General features: G+C 65.2%; 13 protein-coding genes and 1 pseudogene. 10 read left to right on the top strand and 4 right to left on the bottom strand.

What is annotated here, in order from left to right; genetic code table 11:
- Positions 1–134: 134 nt before the first annotated feature.
- Complete coding sequence (locus ACZ0AV_RS19800; protein ID WP_499152606.1) at positions 135–599, top strand: CopD family protein; 465 nt, start codon at positions 135–137, stop codon at positions 597–599.
- A gap of 27 nt (positions 600–626) precedes the next feature.
- On the opposite strand, the gene ACZ0AV_RS19795 is transcribed toward ACZ0AV_RS19800, so the two are convergent.
- The 3 genes and pseudogenes from ACZ0AV_RS19795 to ACZ0AV_RS19785 all read right to left on the bottom strand — a co-directional run.
- A complete protein-coding gene (locus tag ACZ0AV_RS19795) occupies positions 627–1391 on the bottom strand; it encodes a collagen-like protein (RefSeq protein ID WP_499152605.1) in 765 nt (254 codons plus the stop codon).
- Positions 1384–1683: a DUF1145 domain-containing protein gene (locus ACZ0AV_RS19790; RefSeq protein ID WP_499152604.1), complete on the bottom strand. Its 300-nt coding sequence runs from the start codon at positions 1681–1683 to the stop codon at positions 1384–1386. Before ACZ0AV_RS19790 ends, ACZ0AV_RS19795 begins: the two co-directional genes overlap by 8 nt.
- A 152-nt stretch (positions 1684–1835) precedes the next feature.
- Positions 1836–2192, bottom strand: a pseudogene (locus ACZ0AV_RS19785) (OmpA family protein); the annotation flags it as partial.
- A gap of 441 nt (positions 2193–2633) precedes the next feature.
- Between ACZ0AV_RS19785 and ACZ0AV_RS19780 the strand changes: the two are divergent.
- Both ACZ0AV_RS19780 and ACZ0AV_RS19775 read left to right on the top strand, forming a co-directional pair.
- Complete coding sequence (locus ACZ0AV_RS19780; protein WP_499152603.1) at positions 2634–3131, top strand: DUF6231 family protein; 498 nt, start codon at positions 2634–2636, stop codon at positions 3129–3131.
- Positions 3132–3133: 2 nt separating this feature from the next.
- Positions 3134–3616, top strand: a complete 483-nt coding sequence (locus ACZ0AV_RS19775) for a YchJ family protein (protein WP_499152602.1) — start codon at positions 3134–3136, stop codon at positions 3614–3616.
- 12 nt (positions 3617–3628) lie between these two features.
- Here ACZ0AV_RS19775 and ACZ0AV_RS19770 read toward each other — a convergent pair whose 3' ends face one another.
- Entirely contained in the window at positions 3629–4159 is a 531-nt protein-coding gene (locus tag ACZ0AV_RS19770) for a hypothetical protein (protein ID WP_499152601.1), read from the bottom strand.
- 208 nt (positions 4160–4367) lie between these two features.
- On the opposite strand from ACZ0AV_RS19770, the gene ACZ0AV_RS19765 reads away from it, so the two are divergent.
- The 7 genes from ACZ0AV_RS19765 (at position 4368) to cobA (ending at position 13385) form a co-directional block, all read left to right on the top strand.
- Positions 4368–4865: an LEA/WHy family protein gene (locus tag ACZ0AV_RS19765; protein WP_092365722.1), complete on the top strand. Its 498-nt coding sequence runs from the start codon at positions 4368–4370 to the stop codon at positions 4863–4865.
- Positions 4866–4871: 6 nt separating this feature from the next.
- Complete coding sequence (locus ACZ0AV_RS19760; protein ID WP_499152600.1) at positions 4872–5084, top strand: SEC-C metal-binding domain-containing protein; 213 nt, start codon at positions 4872–4874, stop codon at positions 5082–5084.
- Positions 5077–5526 carry a DUF2489 domain-containing protein gene (locus ACZ0AV_RS19755; RefSeq protein ID WP_499152599.1) on the top strand — a complete coding sequence of 150 codons (450 nt, stop codon included), beginning with the start codon at positions 5077–5079 and terminating at the stop codon, positions 5524–5526. Before ACZ0AV_RS19760 ends, ACZ0AV_RS19755 begins: the two co-directional genes overlap by 8 nt.
- A gap of 219 nt (positions 5527–5745) precedes the next feature.
- Complete coding sequence (locus ACZ0AV_RS19750) at positions 5746–8217, top strand: penicillin acylase family protein (RefSeq protein WP_499153408.1); 2472 nt, start codon at positions 5746–5748, stop codon at positions 8215–8217.
- A 371-nt stretch (positions 8218–8588) separates the two neighbouring features.
- Positions 8589–9854 (top strand): NAD(P)/FAD-dependent oxidoreductase, encoded by a 1266-nt coding sequence (locus tag ACZ0AV_RS19745; RefSeq protein ID WP_499152598.1) that lies wholly within the window; start codon positions 8589–8591, stop codon positions 9852–9854.
- Positions 9854–12604: a nitrate reductase gene (locus ACZ0AV_RS19740; RefSeq protein ID WP_499152597.1), complete on the top strand. Its 2751-nt coding sequence runs from the start codon at positions 9854–9856 to the stop codon at positions 12602–12604. Before ACZ0AV_RS19745 ends, ACZ0AV_RS19740 begins: the two co-directional genes overlap by 1 nt.
- A gap of 34 nt (positions 12605–12638) precedes the next feature.
- Entirely contained in the window at positions 12639–13385 is a 747-nt protein-coding gene (gene cobA, locus ACZ0AV_RS19735; RefSeq protein WP_499152596.1) for a uroporphyrinogen-III C-methyltransferase, read from the top strand.
- Positions 13386–13451: the final 66 nt, after the last annotated feature.

Below are 13451 nucleotides of genomic sequence, written 5' to 3'. Positions count from 1 at the left end.
CTCGCTTGCTGAAACCGGATGAAGAGCAGCGCCCTGGCAGACATACTGAAACCCGAGCCCTGCCGCCTTCCCTGTGCGGCGAGCAGCGTCCGCCAGGCGGCGCATGGCGCAGAGGGTTCGACCGGAGTGCCTCAATGCAACCTTATTCCTTCATCTACACCCTGCACCTGCTTGCGGCGCTGATCTGGGTCGGCGGCATGTTCTTCGCCTGGATGGTACTGCGTCCCGCCGCGATGAGCGCACTGCAGGCGCCCGAGCGGCTGACCCTGTGGCTGGACGTGCTGCGCCGTTTCTTCGTCTGGGTGTGGGTGGCCGTGCTGTTGCTGCCCATTAGCGGCATCGGCATGCTGCAGATGGGTTTCAGTGGCTTCGACGGCGCGCCGCGTTACGTGCACGTGATGATCGGCCTGTACCTGGCAATGCTTGCGCTGTTTCTGCGCATCCAGGCCCTGCAGCTACCAACGTTGCGGCGCGCGGTGCACGATCAGGACTGGCCTGCCGGCGGTGCGGCGCTAGGCCGGATTCGCCGCCTGGTGGCCATCAATCTGCTGCTGGGCCTTACTGTGGTGGCAATCGCCGCGGCTCGCCCGAGCCTGTGACCAGGGCCTGAAATCAGGCCCTCGGGGTCAGAAGCGCACCACATCCAGGCGCCCATTACGCCCGGCGGCACCGGGTTGCCCGGCGATTCCCGGCAAGCCATCGCGGGCGCCACGGGTGCTGTAGATCCAGCAACCCTTGCTCGCCCCGCCGCTGCCTGCCTTGCCTGCGCCCCCGGCAGGGCCACCCGCGCCGCCGTCGAGACGTGCCTGCAGGTGCTCGATGGGGAAATCCGCAGGGACTTCCATACGCACCTGGCCGCCAGGCGCGCCAGGCTGCCCATCGGTGCCGTTCTGACCGTTATGGCCCGTGCTGGCCTGACCCCAGAGACAACCGCCCGGCTTGCCGTCGGCGCCATCGAGCCCTGCATAACCGGCCGTCCCGCGGCCGCCGCGGGCGTCGATCAGCCACTGCTCGGTGGTGACCGTCTGCAGGCGAATGATCAGGGTGCGCCCGGGTATCGCCGGTTGCTGCGCGGTCCCCGGCGCGCCAGGCGCACTGATCTGCGCGCCGGACGCGATCTCGCCGGAAACGATGTCCAGGTGCAGGCGTTCGCTGGAGGGAGCAATGGCGATCTGAGCGTTGTGGCCCAGGTACAGATCGGCGATGCGCAACTCGGTCACCCCGACCGGGATAAGCAGCGTGCCGTTATCGGCGACGGCAAGACGATCCAGTTGCAGCACGCTACCTTGTGCGGGCAGGCGCATGAAATGATGGGAGTCGACTTCGATGACCGCCTCGGCCACTGCCAATAACGGGCAGCACAACGCTGCAACCAGCAACACCTTACGCATGGGCCGTTTCCTCCAGGCTGCCCGGCTGCGCCGGCAAATCGGCAGCAGGCAGAGTCCACATCTCAAACATCCCGAACGCCAGTACCTTGGCCCGCGCCATGGCGGCATTGGGCTGCGCTCGCAGCACAGGGTTGAACAGCACCAGCTCGGCGGCATGCAACGCCAACACGGCAACGCCGGCGAACATCAGCAACTGCGCGAAGGGTTGAGCGTAAGGTGTGATCAGGTTGACCACCACGACGCACCAGAACAGTGTCGCCAGGAGTTTGCCCAGTACCGCGATAGTCTTCATTGCCCGCCCCCACAGCTTGTTGTTGGGCGGCACATTACTGTGTTTGCGGGTTCACAGGCCAGAGGGCGAAACGAAAACGATGCCCATTGCGTGACATCATGTTCCTGACCGGCGCAAGGCCGGTCAGGATCTGTGCGAACGTCTGGGCCGGCTTATGGCCGGGCTTCGACTTCCGCTTCCACGCGACGGTTGATCGCACGGCCTTCTTCGGTGGCGTTGTCGGCAACCGGACGGCTTTCACCATAGCCGACTGCGTTCACGCGGGTACCGCCGACGCCGTACTGATTGACCAGCACTTCACGTACGGCATTCGCACGGCGCTCGGACAGCGCCTGGTTGTAAGCGTCGGTACCGACGGAGTCGGTATGGCCTTCAACCACGGTGGAAGTTTGCGGGTATTGCTTCATGAAATCAGCCAGGCTCTGGATGTCGCCAAGGCTTTCCTGACGGACCTGAGACTTGTCGAAGTCGAACTTGACGTCCAGCTCCACACGCACCGCCTCGGCCACCGGCTCGGCGACCACGGGTTGCTCGACGACGGTCTCTTCAACCATCACCAGCTCTTCCTGACCGTCGGCGCCGTGTACCCAGCAATAGGCTGCGGCGAAGCCAGCACCGATTACCGCACCACCACCGGCCCAGGCCGAGCTTTCGATGGCGCCCAACGCAGCACCACTGACGCCACCCACTGCGGCACAGGTCGGCCAGTCGGATTTCTGAACGCCAGCACACCCCGTCAGAAAAGTGGACGCAATGATCAGGGGTACCGCTTTCCTTGTAATACTCATATGCAAGTCTCCTAATGGGAATCGGCGCAAAACCGACACTCTGGATTAAAGACGCCCGTTTTAGAATCTGCCAGACAGCCTTACGACAGCCGAGCAGAACGAACAGTTCTAGTTGATTGCAGCCGCGCGGGGTAGTCTTTTGTGATTCCTTCGAGGTTTTCGATGAGCCACATCACGTCCCCCCGCACACCGCAGCAGTCACTGGCCGCTCTACTGCAACGTTATGCACCCAAACGACTGCTGTTGATCGGTGCCAGCGAACAACCGGCAGTCAATGCCTTTCGGCAGGCACACCCACAGTGCCTGGTTGCCCACTGCGCCACCGGTGCGCTGCCCACCGAACTGGCCGGGCAGCGTTTCGATCTCGCGATCGTGGTCGATTGCCTGGAGCACATCCCGAAGCGAGAAGGGCTGCAACTGCTCGGAGGCATACGCAATTTGAATGCCAGCCGCATGGCCGTGCTGGTGGACCTACAGGCCAGCGGCTGGAAGGACACCGACTTCTTCGCCCTCGCCCTGCATGTCAGCGAACGCTTCGCGCGAGATGAGCAGGTGCTCAGCCTGTTCACCTACGACCTGCTCGAATACAAGCAGGCGCCCGATTGGCTGAACGCCAAGTTCTGGGCCAACCCGGAGAATTTTGGAAAATACTGGTGGTAACGATGGTGACCCAGCCCTCGCAGGCTGGCTGCCCGTGCGGCAGCGGCGATTCACTGGCGGACTGCTGCGGCCGCTATCACGACGGCATGCCGGCGCCCTGTGCGCAGAGCCTGATGCGCTCGCGCTATAGCGCCTATGTCATCGGCAACATCGACTACCTGGTGGCCACCTCGTTGCCGGCGCAACAGGCAAGCCTGGACGTGGACAGTATTCGCGCCTGGAGCCTGCAAAGTACCTGGCTGGGCCTCGAGGTCGAGCACTCGGAACTGCTGGGCGGTCAGCCCGAACATGCCCGGGTGACGTTCGTGGCGCGCTGGCACGATCAGACCGGCGAGCATAGCCACCGAGAACGCTCGGCCTTCGTGCAGAACCAGGGGCGCTGGTACTTCATCGATCCGACCGTGGGCCTGCATGCCGGCCGCAACGACCCCTGCCCCTGCGCCAGCGGCCAGAAATTCAAGAAGTGCTGCGCCGGCTATCTATAAGGCGCGCACGCCTCACACCAGCTTGAGGTGCGACGTATCGGGTGCCGGCGCGGCAGGTTGTGTCTTCGCCTGGCCCATGTCGCTGCCCACCGGCGCCAGGCTGAATTGCGAGAGATCCAGCGCTGGCGCTGCCACCTCGGTGGGCAGGTCCTGCAGGTCCGCGCCCAGCGCAGCGACACCGAAGTCCGGCGCATCGACACCGGCGAATGCGGCCATGTATTCGTCGCGCGGCGCCACCTGCAAGCGCCCCTGAGGCTGGCCGGCGGGCTCGGCCGCTGGTGGCGGCGCCAGCTCGATTTCCTCGATGACCGGCACGTCGGTGTCGATTACCTCGACCCGTGCGCCGGCGCGCTCCAGGGTACTGCGGTACTTCTCGGCAGCGGCTTCGTCCAGGTTGTTCTTGATCACCACCCGCCGTCCGGAAAACAACTGGGCGATACGCTGCGCGTCAGCCTGGAACAGCTTCGCCAGGTTGCCCTGTACGGTCTCCAACTGGGCACCAGGCACCAGCTCTCCGGAAAATGCAATTTCATACCGCGCCATCACCAGGCTCCTTTTGCTCGATTCCTGTCGCCGCTTCTGCCACGGCAATAAAACCTAAATGCATACAGGCCAGTATGACGCAGCTTTTCGCGAGCATACGAGAGTCGGTCTGCATTTCCCTCTTTCCACCGCTCGCCATGAATTGACGTCCCCCCCTAGGGCAGCCAAGCGGTCTCTTGATACACTGAGGGTTCAAACGGAGTATGAAATGTTTTCTCAGGCGCAAATGATAAGAATTCTTAGCCTACTGGTATTCCTTGGTCTGGGCGCGGTATCGAGCGGTTGCTCGACCTGGCTTTCGGACGATTTCGAAGACCCCGATGTACGCCTCGTCAATGTCGATGTCGTGCGGGCAAAGCTGCTGGAACAGCGCTTCGTGCTGCGCTTTCGCATCGACAACCCCAACGACGTCAGCCTGCCGGTACGTGGCCTCAACTACGTGGTGCACCTCAACGACGTGAAGCTGGCCGAGGGTGAGTCGGAAGTCTGGTTCACCGTGCCCGCCAAGGGTCATACGGAGTTCGACGTGCCGGTACGTACCAACCTGTGGCGCCACGTTCGCCAGGTAGTCAAGTTGCTGGAGCAGCCGGATCAGCCCATCAGCTACCGCCTGCAGGGCCAGGTGAAAACCGGATTATTCTTTGGCCGCCGCGTGCACATGTCGCGCAATGGCGAGATAATTCCCGGTCAATATCTACCGGAGTAGCCGCGCATGACCCAGCAACCCCACGTCCATGGCCCTGACTGCAACCACGATCACGATCACGATCACGATCACGGACATGACCACCACGGCCATGTCCACGGCCCGCATTGCAACCATGCCCCTCAGGAGCCGGTGCGCAACTCTCTGAAAGACGTCGGCCGCAACGATCCCTGCCCGTGCGGTAGCGACAAGAAATTCAAGAAGTGCCACGGTGCCTGATCATCTGCTGATCCTGCTCGCAGCCGTCGTCGTCATCGCCCTCGCCGTGTACGCAGCCCAGCTGTGGCGCAAAGTCTGGGCCAGGCAGCGTCAGCAGGCAGAAGCACTCACCTCGCAGCGCCAGCGCTTGCACGATGATTTGCGGGTACTGGCCAGTTCGTTGCTCGAGGGCCAGCTGCCGCTGATCGAGGGCGCGATCCGCATAAAGGTGCTGCTCGACAACTACGACAGCAGCCTGAGCCTGGCCCCGCAGACCCAGGTCTTTCAGCAGTTGTATGACGCGACTGTCGATGTGCCCACCCATGAGAACTGGAAAGCCCTGAGCCGCGATGAGCGTCGCCAACATGAGGCGCGCTTCGCCGAGCTGAGCGTGGCACACGATCAGCAGGCCCGCGAGGCTGCCCGCTGGCTACTCGACGAAGGCCTGGCCAACCGCCTTTAGCGCGTGCCGACAGCGGCGCGCCTCCGTGCCGCTGTGTTTACCGACGACCAGTGCCACTCCTGGCACCGCGCCCCTTGCCAGGCGCCATGCCGCTCACTACCTTTAGCGCCATTCGCGCCCGGGCATCCGCCCACCGCCCTTCTACCAGGAGTCCGCCGCATGCTGCCGCGCGCTTTCCGCCCTCTCGCCACCCTGAGTTTCGCCGGCCTCATCACCGGTATGGTTGCGCTGAGCGGTTGCCAGTCCCTGCTCGACAGCCGTTACCGCGCCAGCGTGCCGCCGGACCAGGGGTCGTTTCGCGTCCAGGGCCTGGCGCAGACCGCCTCGGTGCGGCGCAACCCGCTTGGCATGCCGCTGATCGAAACCCACACCTTCCACGACGCCCTGTTCACCCTGGGCTACGTGCATGCCGGCGACCGCCTCAGTCAAATGGTCAGCATGCGCCTGATGGCCGAAGGTCGCCTGGCGGAAATGGCTGGCCCCGGGGTGCTGGAAATGGACCGGTTCATGCGCGCGGTCAACCTCAGAAAGAGCGCCGCGGTGCTCTACAAGAATGCCTCGCCGCGCATGAAGGCGTTCTTCGAGGTCTATGCTCGGGGCGTCAACGCCTACCTGTTCCGCTACCGTGACAAGCTGCCGATGGACCTGGCCGAGGCCGGCTACCGGCCGGCTTACTGGAAGCCGGAAGACTCGGTGCTGATTTTCTGCCTGCTCAACTTCGGCCTGTCGGTAAACCTGCAGGAAGAGATCGCCGCCCTGACCCTGACCCAGAAGGTAGGCGCCGAGAACCTCGCCTGGCTGTTGCCCACCTACCCGGATGAGCCGTTGCCGTTCGAGGAGGCCGACAAGCTCAAAGGGCTCTCCCTGAGTGGCAGCATTGCGGGCCTGCAGGCGGTGAAGCGTGCAGCCGCTCAGGTCTCCGAGCGGCACATGCTCGGGGTCGCCGCCTCGAACAACTGGGCCATTGCGCCGTCGCGCAGCCGCAGCGGCAAGAGTTTGCTGGCCAACGACATGCACCTGCCAATCGCGCTGCCCTCGGTGTGGAGCTTCGTGCAGATTCGCGCACCGAAATTCCAGGCCTCGGGCGTCACCGTTGCCGGCATGCCGGCGGTGGTGGCCGGCTTCAACGGCAAGCTGGCCTGGGGCATGACCATGGTCATGGGTGACAACCAGGACCTGTTCCTCGAGCAGGTTAAACGCCAAGGCAATCGCCTCTTGTACCTCGCCGATGGCAAATGGCAGCCGGCCAGCGAACGCCAGGAAACCTTCTTCATCAAGGGCCAGAAACCGATTCGCGAAACGGTATACGAAACGCGCCACGGCCCGCTGCTCAACAGCGTGCTCGGCGAGCGCAAGCATGCGCTGCAACCGCTTGAGCTGCAAAGCGGCTACGGCCTGGCGTTACAGACCACCCAGTTCGAGGACGATGCCAGCCTGGATGCGTTCTTCAACCTGTCGCGCGCGCAGTCGGTCGAACAGGCCTTCGAGGCCGCCAGGGAAATCCGCGCCATGCCGCTCAACCTGGTATTTGCCGACGCCGAGCATATCGGCTGGCAGGTCACCGGGCGCTTTCCCAACCGCCGCGAGGGCCAGGGCCTGGTGCCGTCGCCGGGCTGGGACAGCCGCTACGAGTGGGACGGTTTCGCCGACCCGATGCTCCACCCTTATGACCAGGACCCACAGCAGGGCTGGCTGGGCAGCGCCAACCAGCGCAGCGTGCCGCGCGGTTACGGTATGCAGCTCTCCAACTCCTGGTACGCACCGGAGCGCTACGAGCGCCTGGCGCAACTGGCCGGCAGCGGCCGCCACGACACGCCAAGCATGATCGCCATGCAGTACGACCAGACCTCGCCCTTCGTCGCCAAGCTGCAGGGCATGTTCGAAGCGCAGAGCATGGCCGAACCGCTGCGCCAGGCGATCGACCGCCTGCCCGAGGCCCAGCGCGGCAAGGCACGTGAAGCGCTCAGCCGGCTGATGGCCTTCGACGGCAAGCTCTCGGCAAGCTCGGCCGATGCCGCGGTGTATGGCGCCTTCCTGCACCAGAGCGCCCGGGAAATCTTCCTAGACGAACTGGGCCCGGACACCTCGCCAGCCTGGCGGGCTCTGGTGAACGCCAGCAACCTGTCCTATTCGGCCCAGGCCGACCATCTGCTAGGCCGTGAGGACAGCCCCTTCTGGAACGACCTGCGCACCACATACAAGGAAGATAAACCGGCAATACTGGCCCGCAGCCTGGCGGCCAGCATCGAGCTGCTCGAACAGCGCCTGGGCTCTGAGCGCACCGCCTGGCAATGGGGCAAGCTGCACAGCTACGAATGGCTGAGCGGCAGCACACAGATGGCGCCACACCTGAGCGCCTCCCAGCGCGCCAGCATCGGCTCGCTCAAGGGCTACCTCGATCGCGGCCCCTACCCGGCCGGCGGCGACCACAGCACGCTGAACGTCTCTGCCTACAAAATGGGGCAGGATTTCGCCACCTGGCTGATCCCGAGCATGCGGATGATCGTCGACTTCGGCCGCGAGGAACCGATGATCGGCCTCAACAGCTCCGGCCAATCCGGCAACCCGGCCAGCCCGCACTACGCCGATGGCATCGACGCCTGGCGACGTGCGCAATACCTGAGCCTGCCGATGTTGCAGCAGAACCTGGAGAAGAGTTATGGACGCAAACGCCTGCTGCTGACCCCTTAACGCACAGCCAGGGTGCGCACCGCACCAATACTGCGCAGGACGGTAGCGGAAACGGGCCGAATCAGCCGCCGCCAATCCGGCTTCGTCGAGGCCGCTGGCGGCGCGCCACGAACGGCCAGGCGCAAAACCCCGCGGCCTACGGCACGCCGCCCCACCGATGCAGCGGATGGCACCTGCTCCGCGCCCACCTGCGCAAAGGTGCTGAAGCACTTGGCACACTCCCTGCTCTATGTCCTTGCAGACATAGAGCACGCCGCCCGGCGGCGAGGCTCCCCGAAACGAATCGGGAACGGACAAAGGCGTCCTTGCACCCACGGTGCAGGACGCCTTTTTTGTTTACCGCGATTCATTCAGGGCCACGGAGGTAGCGGATGAAACGATTGAAACTGGTGATGATCGGCAACGGCATGGCCGGCGTGCGCACCCTGGAAGAGCTGCTGCGGATCGCGCCGGACCTCTACGACATCACCGTGTTCGGGGCCGAGCCGCACCCCAACTACAACCGCATCATGCTGTCGCCAGTGCTGGCAGGCGAGCAGACCTTCGATGACATCGTGCTCAACGAACTGAGCTGGTATGCCGAACACGGCATCCACCTGTTGCTGGGCCGCAAGGTGGTGGAGATAGACCGCATTCGTCGCCGGGTGATCGCCGACGATGGCAGTAGCGCCGGCTATGACCGTCTGCTGATCGCCACCGGTTCGCGGCCGTTCATGCTGCCCATCCCGGGTAATACCCTGGAGGGCGTGATCGGCTACCGCGACATCGCCGATACCCGCTGCATGCTCGACAGCGCCAACCTGCACCGCCGGGCGGTGGTCATCGGCGGCGGCCTGCTGGGCCTGGAAGCCGCCCACGGCCTCAGGCTGCGTGGCATGGACGTGAGCGTGGTCCACAACGGCGCCACCCTGCTCGAGCGCCAGCTCGACGAGCACGCTGGCAGGTTGCTGCAGAGCGCCTTGGAACGACGCGGCCTGCACTTCGCCCTCGGCAAGCAGACCGAGGCGCTGCTCGGCAACCCTGAGGGCCGGGTCAGCGCCGTGCGCTTCAGCGATGGCGAGCAACTGCCCGCCGACCTGGTGGTGATGGCCGCTGGCATTCGCCCCAACATCGAACTGGCGCAGCGTGCCGGCCTGCCCTGCACGCGTGGCATCCTGGTCAACGATACCCTGCAGAGCTTCGACCCGCGCGTGTATGCGGTAGGCGAATGCGTCAGCCACCGGGGTATCGCCTACGGCTTGGTGGCGCCGCTGTTCGAACAGGCGCGGGTATGTGCCAGCCACCTGGCCATGCAGGGCTTTCGACGCTACCTCGGCTCGCTGACGTCGACCAAGCTCAAGGTCACCGGCATCGACCTGTTTTCCGCGGGCGATTTCGCCGGTGGCCCGGACACCCAGAGCATCGTGCTGGACGATCCGCTCGCCGGCATCTATCGCAAGCTGGTGCTGAAAAACGAGGTACTGGTAGGCGCCTGTCTGTACGGCGACACCTCTGGCGGCGCCTGGTACCTGGAGCTGATCCGCGAAGGCCGCACGGTGGCGGATATCCGCAACCTGCTGATGTTTGGCGAGGACGCGGTGAACAGCCTGCCAGCCACCGGCGGCGCCGAGCCAATTCTCTTGCAGGGAGCAGCCTGATGGGCGCTCTAGAACTCGCTGGCGCAACGCAAATCACTGCCTCGACCTGCTGCTATTGCGGCGTCGGCTGCGGCGTGCTGATCGAGCATGACGACGAGCGCATCCTCGGCGTCAGCGGCGACCCGGCGCACCCGGCGAACTTCGGCAAACTGTGCAGCAAAGGCGCCTCGCTGCACCTGACCGGAGATCTCGCCGCACGTGCCCTGTACCCCGAACTGCGTTTGGGCAAGGGGCTGGCGCGCAGCCGCACGACGTGGGACACGGCGCTGGACCACGCCGCCCAGGTGTTCGCCGAAACCATTCGTGAGCACGGCCCGGACAGCGTCGCGTTCTATATCTCCGGGCAACTGCTGACCGAGGATTACTACGCCTTCAACAAGCTGTCCCGCGCTCTGGTGGGCACCAACAACATCGACAGCAACTCGCGCCTGTGCATGTCCTCGGCCGTGGTCGGCTACAAGCGCAGCCTGGGGGCCGACGCGCCGCCCTGCTCCTACGAAGACATCGAACAGGCCGATACGCTGCTGATCATCGGCAGCAACATGGCCTACGCCCACCCGATCCTGTTTCGCCGCCTGGAAGCGGCCAAGGCCGGCAACCCGCAGATGAAGGTCATCGTCGTCGACCCACGGCGCACCGATACCTGCGACCTTGCCGACCTGCATCTGGCCATCGCGCCCGGCAGCGACGTCGCGCTGCTGCACGGCGTGCTGCACCTGCTGCTGGAACAGGGGCGCATCGATCATGCATTCATCGCCGCGCACACCGAGGGCTTCGAGGCCCTGCAGAGCCTGGTTGCGGACTACCCACCCGCGCACGTGGCCGAGCTGTGCGCGATCAGCGAAGCGGACCTGCGCTGTTGCGCCGACTGGATCGGTCGCTCGCCACGCTTTCTGTCGCTGTGGTGCATGGGCGTCAACCAGTCCACCGCAGGCACCGCGAAGAACGCGGCGATCATCAACCTGCACCTGGCCACCGGGCAGATCGGCCACGTCGGCAGCGGGCCGTTCTCGCTCACCGGCCAGCCAAATGCCATGGGCGGTCGGGAAACCGGCAGCTTGTCCAATTTGCTGCCCGGTCACCGTGAGGTCGCCAACCCCGAGCACCGTGCCGAAGTCGCCGCTTACTGGGCCGTCGACACGCTGCCGCAAACGCCGGGGCTGAGCGCCATCGAACTGTTCGAGGCGGTGGGCAACGGCACGATCAAGGCGTTGTGGATCGCCTGCACCAACCCCGCCCAGTCGATGCCGGATCAGCACAGCATTCACAAGGCTCTGAGCGACTGCCCTTTCGTGGTGGTGCAGGAAGCCTTCTTCACCACCGAAACCTGCCGCTACGCCGACCTGCTGTTGCCCGCCGCCAGCTGGGGTGAAAAGGAAGGCACCGTAACCAATTCCGAGCGCCGCGTCAGCCGCGTGCGCCGCGCGGTGCCGGCGCCTGGCGAAGCACGCGCGGACTGGTCGATCACCTGTGATTTCGCCCGCCGCCTGGAAAGCCGTCTGCCGGGCGCACCGACCGCACGGTTCGCCTTCGAGCATGCCGAGCAGTTGTTCGAGGAATACAAGGTGCTGACGCGCGGCCGCGACCTGGACCTCAGCGGCCTCGGTTACGCCCTGCTGGAAGCCCGCGGCCCGCAGCAATGGCCCTTTCCCGAAGGTGCACATGGCGGCACGCCGCGCCTCTACGGTGATGGCCGCTTTCCCAGCCCCAACGGCCGCGCACGCTTTATCGCCGAGGCGTACCAGCCCGCCAAAGAGCAACGCGACGGCCAATACCCGCTGACGCTCAACACCGGCCGCCTGCGTGACCAGTGGCACGGCATGAGCCGCACCGGCACCGCGGCGCGGCTGTTCGCCCATGTCGAAGAACCGCTGCTCGACCTGCACCCGCAAGACATGGCGCAGCGCCACCTGCAGCCCGGCCAACTGGTCGAGGTGAGCAGCCGCCGCGGCGCGCTGGTGGTGCGCGTGCAATCCGACAGCAGCCTGCAGCCCGGCCAGGCATTCCTGCCGATGCACTGGGGTGACCGCTTTCTCAAGGGCCTGGGCATCAACGCGCTGACCTTGCCCGCATTCGATCCGCTGTCCAAGCAGCCAGAGCTCAAGCACGCCGGTATCGACGTGCAGCCCATCGACCTGCCCTGGACCTTTCACGCACTGATCGAAGGTGACGTTCAACAACGTCTGCAAGCCCTGCGTCCGCTCTGCGACACCTTCGCCTACGCCAGCTTTGGCCTCGCCGGCCGTGAGAGCTCGGCGCTGGTGATGCGCGCTGCCCACCATCACGCACCTGCTGCAGCGCTGCTCGCACAGTTGCAGCACACCCTGAGCCTGGACGAATCGGTGGTCCGCTACGACGACCCCTGTACCGCGCCGGGCTGCATACCCGTTCACAAGCGGGTGCGCATCGAAAACGGCCGCCTGACCGGCTTCTCCCTGAGCGGCGAAACCCGTGCTCGCGGCTGGCTGCGCGAGCTCTGGCAAAACCGCACGCCACTCGACGACGACAGCGGCCGGGCTCTGCGTCGCTGGCTGCTCGCACCGCTGGAAAGCCCCCCGGGCGAGGCTCGCCAGCCGACAGGCAAGACGCTGTGCACCTGCATGAACGTCAGCGAGGCCGCTGTGCGCGAAGGTATCGAGCGCGGTTGCGACCTTGTCGCCCTCAAACAACATCTCGGCTGCGGCACCCAGTGCGGCTCTTGCGTACCGGAAATCAAGCGCCTGCTGGCGCTACAGACCATCGAAGCCTGACAAAGATCAGGTCGACTGAACGAGGAATACCCTGATGAACCCAAGCGTATGGCTGATCGGCGCCGGCCCCGGCGACCCGGAACTGTTGACCCTCAAGGCGGTGCGCGCGCTCGGCCTGGCCGACGTGGTGCTGATCGATGACCTGGTCAACCCGCTGGTGCTGGAGCACTGCCCCGGCGCGCGGGTGATTCGCGTCGGCAAACGCGGTGGCTGCCGCTCCACACCGCAGGCGTTCATTCATCGGCTCATGCTGCGCTACGCCCGTCAGGGCAAGGTGGTGGCACGCCTCAAGGGCGGCGACCCGTGCATCTTCGGGCGTGGTGGCGAAGAGGCCGACTGGCTGGCCGCGCGCGGCGTGCACTGCGAGATCGTCAACGGCATCACTGCCGGCCTGGCCGCCGCGACTCAATGTGGTATCTCGCTGACCCTGCGTGGCATTGCCCGCGGCGTGACCCTGGTCACCGCGCACACCCAGGATGGCAGCTCGCCCAATTGGCAGGCACTGGCCCAGGGTGGCACCACTCTGGTGGTGTACATGGGCATCGCCACCCTGGCCGACACCCGCCAGCACCTGCTCGATGCGGGCATGGCGGCGCATACCGCGGTGGCGATGATCGAGAACGCCTCGCTGCCGGATCAACGCGAATGCCGCAGCACGCTGCAGGCGATGGCTGACGACGCCCACGCATTCGAACTGAAAAGCCCGGCCATCCTGGTCATCGGCGATGTGGTAGGCGCCGCCATCGAGGCCGCGAGCGCGCTCGAGATGCGCAGCGCCTGAACCCTGACGATCGTTCGGTCAGCGTAACTGGACTGCTATTTGCACTGTTTTAGTTCACCGTACTGC

The organism is Pseudomonas sp. AC532 (assembly GCF_979258965.1).
Note: the sequence above shows the minus strand (reverse complement) of the source record. Positions and strands in the feature narration are given on the sequence as shown.

What these genes read in the sequence shown, in the direction of transcription:
- ACZ0AV_RS19800 (WP_499152606.1), top strand. Translation starts at nt 135, where the DNA reads ATGCAACCTTATTCCTTCATCTACACCCTGCACCTGCTTGCGGCGCTG.
- ACZ0AV_RS19795 (WP_499152605.1), bottom strand. Translation starts at nt 1,391, where the DNA reads ATGCGTAAGGTGTTGCTGGTTGCAGCGTTGTGCTGCCCGTTATTGGCA.
- ACZ0AV_RS19790 (WP_499152604.1), bottom strand. Translation starts at nt 1,683, where the DNA reads ATGAAGACTATCGCGGTACTGGGCAAACTCCTGGCGACACTGTTCTGG.
- ACZ0AV_RS19780 (WP_499152603.1), top strand. Translation starts at nt 2,634, where the DNA reads ATGAGCCACATCACGTCCCCCCGCACACCGCAGCAGTCACTGGCCGCT.
- ACZ0AV_RS19775 (WP_499152602.1), top strand. Translation starts at nt 3,134, where the DNA reads ATGGTGACCCAGCCCTCGCAGGCTGGCTGCCCGTGCGGCAGCGGCGAT.
- ACZ0AV_RS19770 (WP_499152601.1), bottom strand. Translation starts at nt 4,159, where the DNA reads ATGGCGCGGTATGAAATTGCATTTTCCGGAGAGCTGGTGCCTGGTGCC.
- ACZ0AV_RS19765 (WP_092365722.1), top strand. Translation starts at nt 4,368, where the DNA reads ATGTTTTCTCAGGCGCAAATGATAAGAATTCTTAGCCTACTGGTATTC.
- ACZ0AV_RS19760 (WP_499152600.1), top strand. Translation starts at nt 4,872, where the DNA reads ATGACCCAGCAACCCCACGTCCATGGCCCTGACTGCAACCACGATCAC.
- ACZ0AV_RS19750 (WP_499153408.1), top strand. Translation starts at nt 5,746, where the DNA reads ATGGTTGCGCTGAGCGGTTGCCAGTCCCTGCTCGACAGCCGTTACCGC.
- ACZ0AV_RS19745 (WP_499152598.1), top strand. Translation starts at nt 8,589, where the DNA reads ATGAAACGATTGAAACTGGTGATGATCGGCAACGGCATGGCCGGCGTG.
- ACZ0AV_RS19740 (WP_499152597.1), top strand. Translation starts at nt 9,854, where the DNA reads ATGGGCGCTCTAGAACTCGCTGGCGCAACGCAAATCACTGCCTCGACC.
- cobA (WP_499152596.1), top strand. Translation starts at nt 12,639, where the DNA reads ATGAACCCAAGCGTATGGCTGATCGGCGCCGGCCCCGGCGACCCGGAA.